Annotated in this window: 13 protein-coding genes; 9 read left to right on the plus strand and 4 right to left on the minus strand. The window is 65.4% G+C overall.

What is annotated here, in order from left to right; all coding sequences use genetic code 11:
* Positions 1 to 6: 6 nt before the first annotated feature.
* Together RCH15_RS12930 and RCH15_RS12935 are read left to right on the plus strand one after the other, a co-directional pair.
* Positions 7 to 750: a lysophospholipid acyltransferase family protein gene (locus tag RCH15_RS12930; RefSeq protein WP_326961072.1), complete on the plus strand. Its 744-nt coding sequence runs from the start codon at positions 7 to 9 to the stop codon at positions 748 to 750.
* A 79-nt stretch (positions 751 to 829) separates the two neighbouring features.
* The gene (locus tag RCH15_RS12935; RefSeq protein ID WP_409017134.1) at positions 830 to 2,263 is read left to right on the plus strand and encodes a class II 3-deoxy-7-phosphoheptulonate synthase; all 1,434 of its coding nucleotides are present in this window, start codon (positions 830 to 832) and stop codon (positions 2,261 to 2,263) included.
* A gap of 115 nt (positions 2,264 to 2,378) precedes the next feature.
* On the opposite strand, the gene RCH15_RS12940 is transcribed toward RCH15_RS12935, so the two are convergent.
* Positions 2,379 to 4,529: a Stk1 family PASTA domain-containing Ser/Thr kinase gene (locus RCH15_RS12940; RefSeq protein WP_326961073.1), complete on the minus strand. Its 2,151-nt coding sequence runs from the start codon at positions 4,527 to 4,529 to the stop codon at positions 2,379 to 2,381.
* A 118-nt stretch (positions 4,530 to 4,647) separates the two neighbouring features.
* Positions 4,648 to 6,009 (minus strand): LysM peptidoglycan-binding domain-containing protein, encoded by a 1,362-nt coding sequence (locus tag RCH15_RS12945; protein ID WP_326961074.1) that lies wholly within the window; start codon positions 6,007 to 6,009, stop codon positions 4,648 to 4,650.
* Positions 6,010 to 6,284: 275 nt separating this feature from the next.
* Between RCH15_RS12945 and RCH15_RS12950 the strand changes: the two genes are divergently transcribed.
* Positions 6,285 to 6,638: an Rv2175c family DNA-binding protein gene (locus RCH15_RS12950; protein ID WP_326961075.1), complete on the plus strand. Its 354-nt coding sequence runs from the start codon at positions 6,285 to 6,287 to the stop codon at positions 6,636 to 6,638.
* 149 nt (positions 6,639 to 6,787) lie between these two features.
* On the opposite strand, the gene RCH15_RS12955 is transcribed toward RCH15_RS12950, so the two are convergent.
* Both RCH15_RS12955 and RCH15_RS12960 read right to left on the minus strand, forming a co-directional pair.
* The gene (locus RCH15_RS12955; RefSeq protein ID WP_326961076.1) at positions 6,788 to 7,882 is read right to left on the minus strand and encodes a polyprenyl synthetase family protein; all 1,095 of its coding nucleotides are present in this window, start codon (positions 7,880 to 7,882) and stop codon (positions 6,788 to 6,790) included.
* On the minus strand, positions 7,879 to 8,412 hold the full coding sequence (locus tag RCH15_RS12960) for a hypothetical protein (RefSeq protein WP_326961077.1): 534 nt from the start codon (positions 8,410 to 8,412) through the stop codon (positions 7,879 to 7,881). Before RCH15_RS12960 ends, RCH15_RS12955 begins: the two co-directional genes overlap by 4 nt.
* A gap of 176 nt (positions 8,413 to 8,588) precedes the next feature.
* Here RCH15_RS12960 and dinB point away from each other — a divergent pair, with 176 nt between their 5' ends.
* The 6 genes from dinB to RCH15_RS12990 all read left to right on the plus strand — a co-directional run bounded on the left by dinB (position 8,589) and on the right by RCH15_RS12990 (position 14,909).
* Positions 8,589 to 9,749: a DNA polymerase IV gene (dinB, locus tag RCH15_RS12965; RefSeq protein WP_326961104.1), complete on the plus strand. Its 1,161-nt coding sequence runs from the start codon at positions 8,589 to 8,591 to the stop codon at positions 9,747 to 9,749.
* A gap of 278 nt (positions 9,750 to 10,027) precedes the next feature.
* On the plus strand, positions 10,028 to 10,402 hold the full coding sequence (locus RCH15_RS12970; RefSeq protein WP_326961078.1) for a DUF3040 domain-containing protein: 375 nt from the start codon (positions 10,028 to 10,030) through the stop codon (positions 10,400 to 10,402).
* A gap of 368 nt (positions 10,403 to 10,770) precedes the next feature.
* Positions 10,771 to 11,199, plus strand: a complete 429-nt coding sequence (mraZ, locus tag RCH15_RS12975) for a division/cell wall cluster transcriptional repressor MraZ (protein ID WP_326961079.1) — start codon at positions 10,771 to 10,773, stop codon at positions 11,197 to 11,199.
* Positions 11,200 to 11,391: 192 nt separating this feature from the next.
* Positions 11,392 to 12,390 (plus strand): 16S rRNA (cytosine(1402)-N(4))-methyltransferase RsmH, encoded by a 999-nt coding sequence (gene rsmH, locus RCH15_RS12980; RefSeq protein WP_326961080.1) that lies wholly within the window; start codon positions 11,392 to 11,394, stop codon positions 12,388 to 12,390.
* Complete coding sequence (locus RCH15_RS12985) at positions 12,387 to 13,061, plus strand: hypothetical protein (RefSeq protein WP_326961081.1); 675 nt, start codon at positions 12,387 to 12,389, stop codon at positions 13,059 to 13,061. Before rsmH ends, RCH15_RS12985 begins: the two co-directional genes overlap by 4 nt.
* Positions 13,062 to 13,103: 42 nt before the next feature.
* Positions 13,104 to 14,909, plus strand: coding sequence for a peptidoglycan D,D-transpeptidase FtsI family protein (locus RCH15_RS12990; protein WP_326961082.1), 1,806 nt, complete (start codon positions 13,104 to 13,106; stop codon positions 14,907 to 14,909).
* Positions 14,910 to 14,935: the final 26 nt, after the last annotated feature.

Here is a 14,935-nt window from a genome sequence, read left to right on the forward strand (position 1 = left end):
CGCCACGTGTTTTATTGGTTCATGAAGACGTTTGTCCTGGGGCCGGTCCTGAAAACACTTTTCAGGCCCTGGGTTAAGGGCCTGGACAACGTCCCCGCCGAAGGTGCCGCCATTCTGGCGTCCAACCACCTGTCTTTCTCCGACTCCATCTTCATGCCGCTGATGGTGCCCCGTCCGGTCGTGTTCCTGGCAAAATCGGAGTATTTCACCGGCAAAGGCGTCAAGGGCCGGCTGACGGCGACATTCTTCCGGCTCACCAACCAGCTTCCGATGGACCGCTCCGGTGGCGCGGCGTCCCTTCAGTCGCTCAATGCGGGCATGGACGTGTTAAAAAACGGCTCCCTCCTGGGCATCTATCCCGAAGGCACCCGCAGCCCGGATTCCCGGTTGTACCGCGGCAAGGTGGGGGTGGCGCGGCTGGTCCTGCAGGCGCGGGTTCCGGTCATCCCGGTCGCCATGATCGGCACGGACAAAGTCCAGCCCATCGGCAAGCGGATGCCCAACATCCGGCGCATCGGGATGATCTTCGGCGAACCTCTGGACTTCAGCCGGTACTACGGCATGGAGGACGACCGGCTGATCCAGCGCTCCGTCACGGACGAGATCATGTACGAACTCATGCGCCTCTCGGGCCAGGAATACGTCGACGAGTATGCCGCCGTCGTGAAACTCCGGCTCGCCGGAAAGGCCGCGGACGTGGCGAAGGACGGCCGCGCAGGCTCAGGTCCCGCCGGCGCCGGGCCGGAGTGAGAGGACCGTGTGACGGCGTCGGCGCTGTCAATGACGGTCAGGAACCGACGATCGCCGGAGAGCCAACTACCCTTAGAGGGTGACTGAGCTATCTGCGCCTACGGCCTTCCCCCTGAACAGTTCCCTGAACGGCTCACCCCTGGCGGGTTCGGCCCTGACCAGCACCGCCCAGAGCGGTGCCGCCAACTATCCCGGCCTGGACCGCTGGCGGGAGCTGCCAGCCTCGCAGCAGCCGACCTGGTCGGATAAGGCTGTCTTTGACGCCTCCGTTAAGGAACTCTCCGTCCTTCCGCCGCTTGTTTTCGCCGGCGAAGTGGACATCCTGCGCGAACGCCTTGCGGCGGCGGCGCAGGGCAAGGCATTCCTGCTCCAGGGCGGTGACTGCGCGGAAACGTTTGAGGCCGCCACGGCGGACAAGATCAGCGCGCGGGTCCGCACCATCCTTCAGATGGCGGTTGTCCTGACGTACGGCGCCGCCATGCCCGTCATCAAGATGGGCCGGATGGCCGGGCAATTCGCCAAGCCCCGTTCCTCCAACGATGAGACCCGCGAGGGCGTCACGCTGCCGGCCTACCGCGGCGACATCGTCAACGGCTATGACTTCACGCCGGAATCCCGGGCGCACGACGCCGGTCGGATGCTCAAGGCCTACCACACCTCGGCCTCCACCCTGAACCTGATCCGCGCATTCACCCAGGGCGGCTTCGCTGACCTGCGGCTTGTGCACCAGTGGAACAAGGGCTTCACGGAGAATCCCGCCCACGCCCGCTACGAGTCGTTGGCCCGTGATATTGACCGGGCCATCAAGTTCATGGCCTCCTGTGGCGCGGACTTTGAGGCCCTCAAACGAGTGGAGTTCTACGCCAGCCACGAAGCGCTGCTGCTGGACTACGAGCGCGCCCTGACCCGCATCGATTCCCGCACCGGTTTCCCGTACGATACGTCCGCGCATTTCCTGTGGATCGGAGAGCGGACCCGCGAGCTGGACCACGCCCACGTCGACTTCCTCTCCCGGGTGCGGAACCCCATTGGTGTGAAGCTTGGGCCGGGCACCTCCGGCGACGACGCACTGCGCCTGATCGACAAGCTGGATCCGGACCGCGAACCGGGCCGCCTGACCTTCATCACCCGGATGGGTGCCAGGAACATCCGTGAGAAGCTGCCTCCGATCGTGGAACGCGTCACCGCCTCCGGTGCCCAGGTCCTCTGGGTCACCGATCCCATGCACGGCAACACTGTAACCTCACCCAACGGCTACAAGACCCGTAACTTCGACGACGTCATCGACGAGGTGCGCGGGTTCTTCGAGGTCCATCACACACTTGGCACCGTCCCCGGCGGCCTACACGTTGAAATGACCGGCGATGACGTCGCGGAGTGCCTTGGCGGTGCCGACCCGGTGGACCAGGAAGCTTTCCTGGACCGGTACGAATCGGTCTGCGATCCCCGCCTGAACCACATGCAGTCCCTCGAGATGGCGTTCCTGGTATCCGGGGCCCTGTCCAAGCGCTGAGCAGGGCAGTCTGACACCAATAGAAGCTCCGCCCGGCTGGTCTGGCCGGGCGGAGCTTCTATAGTGGCGGCGCTTCCGGGTGTGGCGGAGCCACGTCAGAACTAAGCCGGATCCCTCACACCACGGTCAGGGTAACCACGGATCCCTCCGGGGCTTTGGTGTTCTTTGGATCCTGGTCCCGAACGGTGCCGAAGAAACCGCCCAGGAAATTCTCGACGCGGACCTCAAACCCCAAGTCCTCAAGTGCCTTGCGGGCCTCACCGACCTGCTTGCCAATGAAGCTCGGAACGTCAATCAGCTTCGGTCCCTTGGAAACGGTCAGGGTGACGGTGCCGCCCTTGGTCAGGTTCCCGGAGGCCGGATCCTGCGCCACTACGGCGCCCTTGGGCACGTTCCGGTCAAAGACCGTGTCCGGTGCCACGACCGCCTTCAGGCCGGCAGCTTCGATGGCCTTGACCGCGGCGGCCTGCTCCTGCCCGCGCACATTTGGCACCGGAAGGGGTTGCGGTCCTTTGGACACGGTGAGGCTCACCGGAGTGCCGTGCCGGACGGGGTTGCCGCTGCGGGGAGCCTGTCCCAGAACCGTGCCGGCGGGCGCGGATTCGTCGTATGTTTCAGATATCTGCCCCAGCGCCATTCCTGCGCCATTGAGAATGGTCTTGGCATCCTCCAAGGACTTACCGGACAGCTCGGGGAGCGCAAACAGTTCAGGACCCTTGGAAACAGCCAGCGACACCGGCTGGAACTTCCGGATGACTTCCCCGGCTCCGGGCTCCGATCCCACCACCAGCCCGGGGGCAACGTCGTCGTCGAAGACGTCCCGGATGCTGGACTGGAATCCGGCCGTGCGCAACAGCTGCTGGGCCTCGGCCACCGTCTTGTTCGCGAGCTGCGGGATCGTTCCGGGGGAGCCCGGCCCCATGCCGAAGAACCAGCCGGCACCGCCTGCCAGGAGCGCTGCAATCACCAGCAGGAGAATCCAGAGCAAGCCGCGCCGGCGCGGATCTCCGTCATGCAGGCTCCGGACCGGCGTGGACGCCGCCCGCAGCCGGGCTTTCTCCGCATCGCGGTCCTGCCTGCGCTGGATCCGCTTGCTGGCAGGAATCGCGCCGCCCTGCCCGGAGCCGGTGTGCGGGGCGTAACTGCCGGGGTAGGGCTGCTCGGCGGGGGCGGACAGCGGGCCGTAGCCGGGGCGGCGCGGGGCGGCCGACATCACGGTGGTCGGGTTGCTGCCGCGGAGGAGAAATTCCGTGGGCTGGGCTGGGCCGCCGATGACCTCGGTGGCACCGCTGCCGACGGCCGTGCCGGCCCGGGGAGCCGGCGTCACGCCGGAATCGGGGGTGCCGCCGGGCCGCAGGACTGGCAGCCCGGGCGTGGGCGGCAAACCCGGGTGGGCGGCGGGGGGGTGCAGGTCGAGCTCGGCATCGCTGAGGTTCCGCCGGATGTGGCGCAACTCGGAGAGTAATGAGTTTCCATCGACCGGGCGGTTTTCCGGGTCGTTGGCGGTGCACCACTGCACGAGTTCGTCGATTTCGGCAGCGAGCCCCGGCACGTGCTCGGAGGGGGCGCCGACAGCGGAGTTGACGTGCTGGTAGGCGACCTGGATGGGAACTTCGCCCTCGAACGGCTGCCTGCCGGTGATCATTTCGTAGAGCATGATGCCGACCGAGTAGATGTCGCTGCGCGCGTCGGCCTGCCGGCCGAGCACAAGCTCGGGGGAGAGATACGCCACTGTGCCGATCAGGGCACCGGTGCTGGTCGACGTCGAAACGGCACGGGCCAACCCGAAATCTCCGAGTTTGATCCGGCCATCGTCCGCGATCAGCACATTCTCCGGTTTGATGTCGCGGTGGATGAGGCCCGCTTCGTGCGCGGTACCCAGGCCTTCAACGACCGGGTCGATCAGTGCCAGGGCCAGCCTCGGCGGGAGCGCGCCTTTGTCCTTGAGGACGTCGCGGAGGGTGTGGCCCTTGATGTATTCCATCACCAGGTAGGCCACGCGGCCATCTTCGCCCTGGTCCAACACCCCCACGACGTGCGGGTGCGACAGGCGGGCGGCGGCTTTGGCCTCGCGGCCCAGCCGGTCGAGGAATTGCGGGTCACCGGCCATGTGCGGGTGCAACACCTTGAGCGCCACATCCCGTTCAAGCCGTTGGTCCGTAGCGACGTAGACAGTGGACATGCCGCCGCTGGCGAGCCTGGACTGAATCAGGTACCGGCCATCCACCAGGGTGCCAACAAGAGGGTCCGACGAATAATCCTGCACTCTACGATCCTAATCGCTGCACGGAAACGGGCCCGAATCAACATGCGATCCGGACCCGTATCGTTATCCGCCGGCCTTCCCGCGGGGGTGAATTCCCGCGGCGCGCCCCTTCCGGCTTCTAGCCGAAGGTGTTCCGGTGCGCCTTAATCGACTGAACGTAGCGCTTGGTGTCGTCGTACATGCCGTACTTACTGACGGAGTACTGACCCTGGTAGTAGCCTGCGATGGCCGAGTCCAGGTTCGGGCTGGAACGGACCAGTTGGCGGATGATGGCGACGCCAGCGGTGGCGTTGTCATAAGGGTCCAGCAAGTTCAGCTTGCGCCCCACGAGGTCCGAGGCCCACTGGCCGGAGGACGGAATGACCTGCATCGTGCCGATCGCGTTGGCCGGGGACACCGAGCGGTGGTCGAAGCTGGATTCCTGGAAGGCAAAGGCCAGGGCAAGCGCCGGGTCCACTCCCATGCGGCGTGCGGAGTCCGTCACGATGGTCTTCATCTGCGCTCGGCTGGGGACCGGCGAAGCATTGAGCAGGGCCTTGTTCTGGTTGGCGGAATTGACCACGGCGGCCGGGTAGCTGTAGCCAAGGAAGGTGCTCGGAACGAGGGGAGTCACTGTGGCTCCGGGCTTCGTGGCGGCCGGTGCAAGGGACCCGCCCCGAAGCGCGAGCTTCTGGCCGGGGTAGATGATGCTGCTCATGCTCAGCCGGTTGGCGGAGAGGAGGTCAGCAAGCTTGACGCCGTTCCTGGCCGCGATGCCGGAGAGGGTATCGCCGGATTTAATGGTGTAGGAAGCCGGTGCCGGAGTGGCGGCGGGTGCCACCGGAGCTGGAGCCGAAGGTGTGGCCGGAGCAGAGGGAGCGGGGGCCGCGCTGCCGCCGCCAATCCTGATTTTCTGGCCGGGGTAGATGATGGAGCCCATGTTGAGCCCGTTCCAGCTGAGAATTTCCGAGAGCTTGACGCCGTGGCGGCCCGAGATGGCGCTGAGGGTGTCGCCTGATTTAACAGTGTAGGAGCTGCTGGGCGCCGCAGGAGTGGCCGGAGCCGCGGGAACGGCCGGGGCCGTCGCCTGGCCGCCGAGCTTGATCTTCTGGCCGGGGTAGATGATGGTGTTGGCCTGCAGTTGGTTCAGCTTCAGGATGGCGTGCGTGTCCAGGCCGAACTTGCCGGCGATCCCGCTGATCGTGTCACCGCGGGCAATCGTGTACTGGGCCGGAGCCGGGACCTGGGTGGGGCGGAATGCGGACGGCACGGCGGCCGGAAGGAAGCCCGCAGGGATCACCGCCGGAGCCAGCGACCGGACAGTGTGACCGTGGGCCTGCGCCTGCATCGCTGCAGCAAGGGTGGCCGGGATGGCGCGGGGACGCGACTCCGCCGCGGCCGGCTGGGCGATGGCCAGGGAAGACAGAATGACGGCGGGAAGAGCCGCCGTCGTGGCCGCGATCATGGGCAGGCTGGGTCTAGGCGAACGAAACGTCGTCATGGGAAAGGTCCTCTTCTCAGCGGCGAACGCTGCGGGTATGGCCGGCATTACTGGTGATACCAGTGTGACCAAAGTTATTGCTGTGGCGAATGTGATCTAGGTGAATCTCTCATGAATTGGGAATTAGCACAAGAACTGTTTGACAAAATGCAAAGAGTTGTTTGGGGAGGTTCGCCGGGGCGGCCCGGGGCCCGGCCCGGAGCGGTGCGGGAGCAGCGGCTTCCGGCGGCGACGCCGACTAGGCGCAGGGGTACCCGGCATGGCAATCTTGATCCGTGAGTAATGTAGAAAGCCTTGTGGGCGAATGGCTGCCCCTGCCCGATGTCGCACAGCTGTTGAACGTTTCGATTACCAAGGTCCACGCCCTCCTGGACGAACGGGCGGTGGCCGCGCTGCGGGTCGGTGAGCGCCGGATCCGTTGCGTCCCCGCGGAGTTCATCCAGGACGGTCACGCCGTCGAAAGTCTCAAGGGCACCATTGTGGTCCTGGCCGATGCGGGCTATTCCGATGAGGAACTTATTACCTGGCTGTTCACCCCTGATGAATCATTGCGGGGCCGTCCGATCGACGCCCTGCGTGAAGGCCGCAAAACCGAAATTCGTCGCCGGGCGCAGTCCCTGGCCTGGTAGCAGCGCCGCCGGGACGATCACCGCACACGTATTATGCGACGCAGGCCCTGCACCTATAAGAGGTGCAGGGCCTGCGCTGTCACCGGACCTGGGCCGTTGGACAGGTCGAGGCGCCGGGGCTCTGGACTTGCAGCAAACGCCTCGACAGCTTAGGCGGCGCGGCTGACGGTGGCTTCCGCCAGCTTGCGGAGCGCCGTTTTCGGCAGCTCCTCCAGCGGCAGAAGATCCAAGGCGGAATACGCGGCGCGCCCAAATTCGTCAATGAGCGCCTCTGTGGCCTGGAGCGCCCCGCAGTCCGCGATTATCCGGCGGATTTCGTCCACGTCGGCGTCGTCCAGGCCGGGGCTGCCCAGCTTTGCGTCAATGAACTCCGACTCGGCCGGGCTGGCCATGTCCAGGGCGAAAGCGATCAATACTGTCCGCTTTCCCTCGCGGAGATCATCTCCGGCTGGTTTACCGGTAGTGACCGGGTCGCCGAAGACTCCCAAAACGTCATCACGGAGCTGGAAGGCCTCGCCGAGGGGGAGGGCGAACGCCGAGTAGCCGCGCAGCAGCTCGTCGTGGGCGCCGGCAAGGGCGCCACCGAGCGCCAGCGGGTGTTCAGTGGAGTATTTGGCCGACTTGAAGCGGATGATCGACTGGGCCCGGCTGACGGCACCGGCCCGGTCACGCCTCGGTCCGGCGACTTCCTCAAGGATGTCAAGATACTGCCCTGCCATGACCTCGGCGCGCATCAGGTTGAAGATCAGCCGGGCGCGGGTTCCGGAAGCAGCGCTTCGGCCAATCTCGGTAAACGACTCCTCGCTGAAGGACAGACACAAATCCCCGGTCAGAATGGCTGCCGCGTGCCCGAATCGTTCGCTGTCCAGCGCCCAATCCCGCGCCGCGTGCAGTTCGCTGAACCGCCGGTGCACGCTGGGTCCGCCCCGGCGGGTGTCCGAGCGGTCGATGATGTCATCATGAATCAGCGCCGCGGCCTGGAAAAGCTCCAACGCCGACCCTGCGGTCACCACCTCGTCGGCTCCGGCCGTCCCGCCGGCGCCGCGCCAACCCCAGTAGCACATGAGGGCACGCAGGCGTTTCCCGCCCGTAACAAGGTTGGAGATTGATCCCATCAAGGGATCGATGTCCGGGGAGATCGAGGACATCACCGATTGGCGGGCGGTGAGGAACTCGGTGAGCTTTCCGGCGACGGCGGCTACGTAGGCTGCCTGTTCCAGGCGCAACTGCTCCGCGAGGGTCACTTGACGGACTCAGCGGCGACGTTCGCGCCGATGGTGAAGGTGGAAACGCCGGCGGCTTCGATCACGGAAAGGTTGACCGTTTCGTTGTCGCCGCGGAGGAAGTCCTTGGAGGGGACGGCACCGACGGCTTCCCCCGGGACGGCCTGGAAGCCCTGGGCAAGAAGTTCCTTTGTATAGAACGCCAGCACGTCGGCGGACGGTGCGGTGATGCTGCCCACGAGTGCAACGGTGGCCGGCGTAGTGGTCTTATCGAAACTGCTCGAGACAACTTTGGCGCCGGGCATCACCGGCAGGAGCGTCGCCGGAAATCCCGGTACCAGGGCGCCGACAGTGGCCGATGTGCCTGGTTCTGCGGAGGCGCTGGCGGATACCGTCGTGGCGGGCTGGGCCGAGGATGGTGCAGCCGAAACCGAGGGGGAGTCCGAGGAAACAGCTCCGGGGCCGGCGGGCGTGCATGCGGCCAGGGCCGCCATCGCGGCCGCCGCCACAAGGGCTCCCGCGGCACGGTTGCGCTGTCCAAATACCTTCACAGAGACTGTCCTCCTGGTGTTGACGCCGGATGCAGCCTCCAGTTTAGTCAGTCCCCGGGCATAGGATTGAAGTCGTGCGGCCGGACCAGGATAAACAGCAGCGGGAGCAGTCTCCCCAAGGCGCAGCCAGACGGTTCAGCGAAGAGCAATTGCGCGAGCTTCGGCGGAGCAGCATCATGCACGTGGACATGGACGCGTTCTACGTTTCCGTGGAGCTGCGCAGCCGCCCGGGGCTCGTTGGCAGGCCTGTCATTGTCGGCTACCCCGCCGACCGATCCGTCGTACTGTCCGCCTCGTACGAAGCCCGCAGGTTTGGCGTGAAATCGGCCATGCCCATGGCGGTTGCCATGCGCATGTGTCCTGCCGCGACCGTGATCGAGCCCCGGCACAGGGTGTATCAGGAGGTATCGGGCCAGATCATGGCGATCTTCGGTTCGATCACCGAACTTGTGGAGCCACTCAGTGTGGACGAGGCCTTCCTCGACGTCGGAGGCGCCATCCGGCGGCTCGGCCCGCCCCGCCAGATTGGCGAACTCATCCGGACCCGCGTCCGCAGCGAACTGGGCATCACCGCATCCGTGGGAATAGCCGCCAGCAAGTTCGTGGCGAAGATCGCGTCCACCCGCTGCAAGCCGGACGGGTTGTTGCTCATCGGTCCGGAGGAAACAGTCGCGTACCTGCACAGCCTTCCGGTGAGCGCCCTCTGGGGCGTCGGGGCCAAAACAGTGGAGGTGTTGTCCCGGATGGGCATCCGGACCGTCGCTGACGTCGCGGCGTCTCCGCTGCCATCGCTGCGGAAAGTGCTCGGCGCTTCGGGAGAGCACGTGTACCGGCTGTCGTGGGGGATTGACCCCCGCCCGGTGACACCTGTCCGGCTTGAAAAGAGCATAGGTGCGGAAGAGACGTTTGCCGTGGACACGGCGGACGAGGCGCTGCTGCACCGGGAACTGCTGCGCCTTTCGCACCGCACCGCGGAACGGCTCCGCAGCGCCGGCATGCATGCACGCACCGTGGCCCTGAAACTGCGCTACGCCGACTTCTCCACTATCACCCGCAGCCGGACGGTGAGCACCCCGATCGACAGCGCACAGCTGCTGTACGCCGTCGCCGTCCAACTGCTCGAATCCCTCGGCGACCGTCCCATGACCGTCCGGCTCGTAGGCATCCGGGCCGAACAGCTCGAGGAGGCAGCGCAGGCACCGCTGCAGTTGAGCCTTGACCGCCGGGACGACAACTGGCGCGCTGCAGAGCAAGTCCTGGACCAAGTGACCCGGAAGTTCGGGACAAAGTCGGTGCTTCCAGCCCGGCTCCTGGACCCCGGAAACACGCCGGGCTGAGACCGGCAACCTGAGGTACCGGCGCGGCGGGCGAAGGGGACCTCCGGCACCTTTCAGAACAGCGCGCAACAATCTATTCTTAGTTATACGTAAGTGTGACAATGACTGGATCGAGCGTTCGCCACCGATGCATGACCTGCTGAACACCCCGGAAGCGGCCGTGAAAATCCCCATTCGACCAGCGACGGAGAATGGGAACCACACGGTATTCCCGCACGTTGTGGGGTTAAAGACACTGGCCACGTCAGTTGGACGCTGGTCGACTCAAGGAGGTCGTGATGCCGCTCTCGGAGCATGAACAGAAGTTGCTGGAGCAACTTGAGAAGCAGCTGCATGAGGACGATCCCAAATTCGCCAGTTCCATGGGCTCGGACGCCGGGCGGTCGTGGTCAACGCGCCATCTGGTGATCGGCGTTTTGGCCACGTTGGCCGGTGTGGTCCTGTTACTCCTGGGCGTGACGATCCAGAACATCCTGGTCGGAGTCCTGGGATTTGTTGTCATGGGCGCCGGCGTTTATTACGCGACCATGCGTGGTGCCGGGGCCGGCAAGGCGAAGGCTCCGGGACCGGCCGGGAAATCCGGCAAGCCCAGGAGTTCCTTCATGAGCAATCTTGAGGAACGCTGGGACGAGCGGCACCGCGGCGAGCCCTGATCCGCCGGCCAGCGGCCACCCACTCCACTTCCCGCCACCGGCCGCACCCGGTGGCGTAAAAGACCCGCTTCGGCGGGCCTTTTTTGGTTAATGCCGGCTCCGGCCAGTCTATCCAGCCGGAAATTCCGCCAGCACAGCCTGCAGTCGACCGGCCAACCCCGGCTGCCGGCAGCTGGCTGGCAAAATTTCCTCCACTTCGGCCCACCAGGCTGCCCCGGGGATCGTGCCGGCAGCTGCCCCATAAATAGGGGCGGCAACCTGCGGCGTGTCGTTGACTGTGGAGGGAAGTGGAGTACTGTGGAGGACGTAAGAGGGTAGTGGCAACACGGGGGACGTTGGGCTTCCTACGATCAGACAGGCGGTGGGCCGTGTTTCTCGGCACACATTCGCCGCGCCTGGACGAAAAGGGCCGGATTATTCTCCCCGCCAAGTTCCGCGAGGAGCTCGCCGGCGGACTGGTTCTCACAAGGGGCCAGGAACGCTGCATCTACGTCTTCAGTGAGGCGGAATTCGGCCGGGTTCACGAGCAGATGCGGGAGGCTCCTATCTCCAGCAAGCAGGCCCGGGACTACATCCGTGTGTTCCTGTCGGGAGCCTCCGATGAGGTACCTGACAAGCAGGGGCGCGTGACCATTCCCGCAGCGCTCCGGGAGTATGCCGGGCTCGGCCGGGAACTTGCCGTCATCGGCGCAGGAACCCGCGCAGAGATCTGGGACGCCGAGGCTTGGACCGAGTACCTCGCTGAGAAGGAAACGGCCTTCTCGGAGACCGACGACGCAATACCGGGGATTCTCTAGAACCCCACATGCAACAACCAGCAGTGCACCGTTCTTGATTGAGATCTCCAGCCGCCCACCCGGTTGTTCTCCTGGCTCACTTCCCCGGAGCCAGGCGAACGCGGGTAGGCGCGGATGGGGATCTGAATCAAGAAGCGGCACTGGCAGTCAGCCGCCCACCAAACATCAGCCGGACAACGAAAGGACGCAGGTATGACGGACGCCAACCAGTCGAAGCCCACGTCCGAACGGCATGTGCCGGTCCTGAAGGACCGGTGCATCAGTTTGTTGGCCCCGGGATTCGAGGCGGCGCGCGGCCGTGGCGAAACCCCCGTGGTCATCGACGCCACCCTTGGCATGGGCGGCCATGCTGAGGCCCTGCTGCAGCGGTTCCCGGACCTGCACCTGATCGGGATCGACCGTGATGAGGAAGCCCTGGCCCTCGCGGGGGAGCGCCTTCGGCCTTTCGCCGACCGGATTGACTTGGTGCACGCCGTGTATGACGAAATTCCTGACATTTTGGAGGACCTCGGCTTTGAAGAGGTCCATGGCATCCTTTTGGACCTCGGCGTCTCCTCGCTCCAGCTCGACGAACGCCAACGCGGGTTCGCTTACTCGTTCGACGCCCCGCTGGACATGCGCATGGACATGAGCCGCGGCCAGACTGCCGCGGACGTCGTCAACAATTACAGCGAAGAGGACCTCGTCCGGATCATTCGGAAATGGGGCGAGGAGAAGTTCGCCGGCCGCATCGCCAACCGCATCGTCACCACGCGTTCCGAGAAACCGTTCACCACGACGGGAGAGCTCGTCGAACAAATCCGGGATGTCGTCCCGTCCGGCGCGGCCAAGTCGGGAGGGCACCCCGCGAAGCGCACCTTCCAGGCGCTCCGGATTGAGGTCAATGAAGAGCTCGACGTCCTGGAACGCGCCATTCCGGCCGCCATCGCAGCGACCGCCGTTGGCGGCCGCGTGGTGGCCATGTCCTACCACTCACTCGAAGACAAGATTGTCAAGACGTTCTTTCAGGCAGGATCCAAGTCCTCCGCGCCCCTCGGCTTCCCCGTGGAGCTCGAAGAGCACAAAGCAGAACTGAAAACTTTGACGAAGGGTACTGAGGTACCCACCGCCGACGAAATCGCAGAAAATCCACGTGCCGCTTCCGCCAGGCTCCGCGCCGTGGAACGCATCAAAGCCAGGAGGGCCGCATGAGCACCGCCGCTGTCAGCAGATACCCCGTTGCCTCAGGTGCGACGGCCCGAGCCCTGCCCGGGATTACTCCCGATACCGGCCCGTCCCGGAAAGCGCGCACCCCGCTCTCGCTGGTGCGGTCGGCGCCGCGGAAACGCCGGGCGCCGTTCGTGGTGCTTTGCTTCGGTCTTCTGGCCGTGGCCCTGATGGCCGTGCTGGTCCTCAACATCTCTGTTTCCACCGCCCAGTACCAGCTGGTCCAGCTGCGGAGCGAGCAGTCTTCGCTCACCAAGCAGAACCAGGACCTTGCGCAGCAGGTGCAGAACTTCGACGCCCCGCAGAACCTGGCCGCCAAGGCCACCGGGCTGGGCATGGTGGCCTCCACCACCAAGGGCCAGATCGACCTGTCCACCCTGACCGTCACGGGCAAGGCCAAGCCGGCAGTGAAGGGTGACGCCGCCGGAGCCGTTATTGCCGCTCCGGCGGTGGCGGGACAACTCAGCGTCGTTCCGCCGGCCACCGTGCAGGAACCGCTCGCCAACCGGAAGCCCGCCGACGGGGCCGGAGACGGCGCAGCAGCGGGTACCGTTGGAGCGGCGCCCGCAGCGGCCGCCGTCGCCCCGGCAGCACCCGCCGCCGAACTCCACGGAGGGTCAGTACCGGCCCCCGCGCAAAAGGTCCCGGGACACTAACGCAGGACGGACCACCAGCCAGGCAAGCAGCAAGGATTTATCGTGGCGCAGAAGACCGGCAAGGCAGTCAAGACGGAAGCGCCGAGCGCGACGCGGCGCCTGCGGCTGGGGCTCGGCGTCATGCTCACGCTCCTGCTCGTCGTCGGTGGAAAACTCTTCATGGTCCAGGGCCTGGACGCAGGGGGCATGGCCGAGGCCGCGCTCCAGAACAGGCTGACGCCCATTGAGCTGCCCGCTGAGCGCGGCAGCATCCTTGACTCCAACGGAAACATCCTGGCCAGCAGCGTCATCCGCTACAACCTGGTTGTTGACCAGACAGTCAACACCAAAACCGAGTCGTTCCGCCGGCTGGAGCCGGTGGACGGCAAGGAAGAGCTCGTCAAGATCTCCCGTGACCAGGGCATCTCGGAGCTGGCCGACGTTCTGGGCATGGACGAGGACGCCGTCAAGACCGCCCTGACCGGGGACCAGCGCTATTACATCGTGGCGAAGGACCTCAAGCCTGACGTCGAGGACCGGATCTCCAAGCTCCAAATCCCAGGGGTCGTCACCGAAGGCACCAGCAAACGGGTGTACCCCAACGGCTCGGTGGCCGGCGGAATTGTGGGATTCCTGAAGGACGGCACCACCGGCCAGGCCGGGCTGGAGCAGACCCAGGACGAGATCCTCAAGGGCACCCCGGGCAAACGGCTGTTCGAGATCGGTGCCGACGGCCTGCGCATCCCGGTCGGGGTAGACCAGTTGACTCCGGCCGTGGACGGCAAGGACGTCAAACTCACCCTGAACTCCGACCTCCAGTACTACGCTCAACAAGCGATCCAGAGCCAGCGGGACAAACTCAGCGCCGAGTGGGGCGTCGTGATCGTCCAGGACATCAAGACCGGCAACATCGTCGCCATGGCGGACACCAACGCACCGGACCCCAACGACCCCGGCAAAGTCGAGGCCAAGGACCGCGGTGTCCGTGCTGTGACCGCCGCCTACGAGCCCGGGTCGGTGGAAAAGATGATCACAGCTTCCGCCCTGATCGAGGAGGGACTGTCCAACCCGCTGGACAAGTTCACCATTCCGCCCTCCTACACCGTCGATGGCCAGACGTTCAATGACGCCTTCACCCATGGCACTGAGGACCGGACCCTCGCCGGCATCCTCGGCTGGTCCATGAACACCGGTACCGTCATGGCCGGGCAACGGCTCAGCAAAGAGCAGCGCTACAACTGGTTGAAGAAGTTCGGCATCGGGGAAGCGCCGGACGTCGGACTTCCGGCCCAGGCCCAGGGTATCCTCACCCCCTACGAGCAATGGGACGGCCGCCAGGAATACACCGTCTTGTTCGGCCAGGGCGTCTCGCAGTCGACGCTGCAGACTGTCCGGGCATTCCAGAGCATCGCCAACAACGGTGTGATGCTCCAGCCGAGGTTGATCGACAGCTACGTCAATCCGGACGGCACCGAGGAAAAAGCACCTGTGCAGGACCCGCGGACAATCGTTTCCCCGGACACCGCCCGGCAGGTGCGGGACATCCTGGAAAGCGCCGTCACCGAAGGCCAGATCAAGGAAGCCGGACTCGACGGCTACCGGGTCGGAGCCAAGACCGGCACGTCGCAATCTCCCTGCGACGACGGGACCGCAGGCTTCTGCGGCTACACGGCTTCCATGGTGGGGATGGCGCCGATGGATGATCCCCGGTTTATTGTTGAAGTGGTCCTGCAACGGCCCAAGGGCGATATCTACGGAATCTCGAACGGACCGGTCTTCCGGTCGGTCATGAGCCAGGCGCTGCGGACCTACAACGTCCCGCCGTCCACCGGTACGCCCGCCCGGCTGCCGCAATACGCCAAAAAATAGCACCACCCCGCACGTCCGCGAACCTG

The sequence above is a fragment of the Arthrobacter sp. MP_M4 genome (assembly GCF_035984855.1).
Classification (GTDB): Bacteria; Actinomycetota; Actinomycetes; order Actinomycetales; family Micrococcaceae; genus Arthrobacter.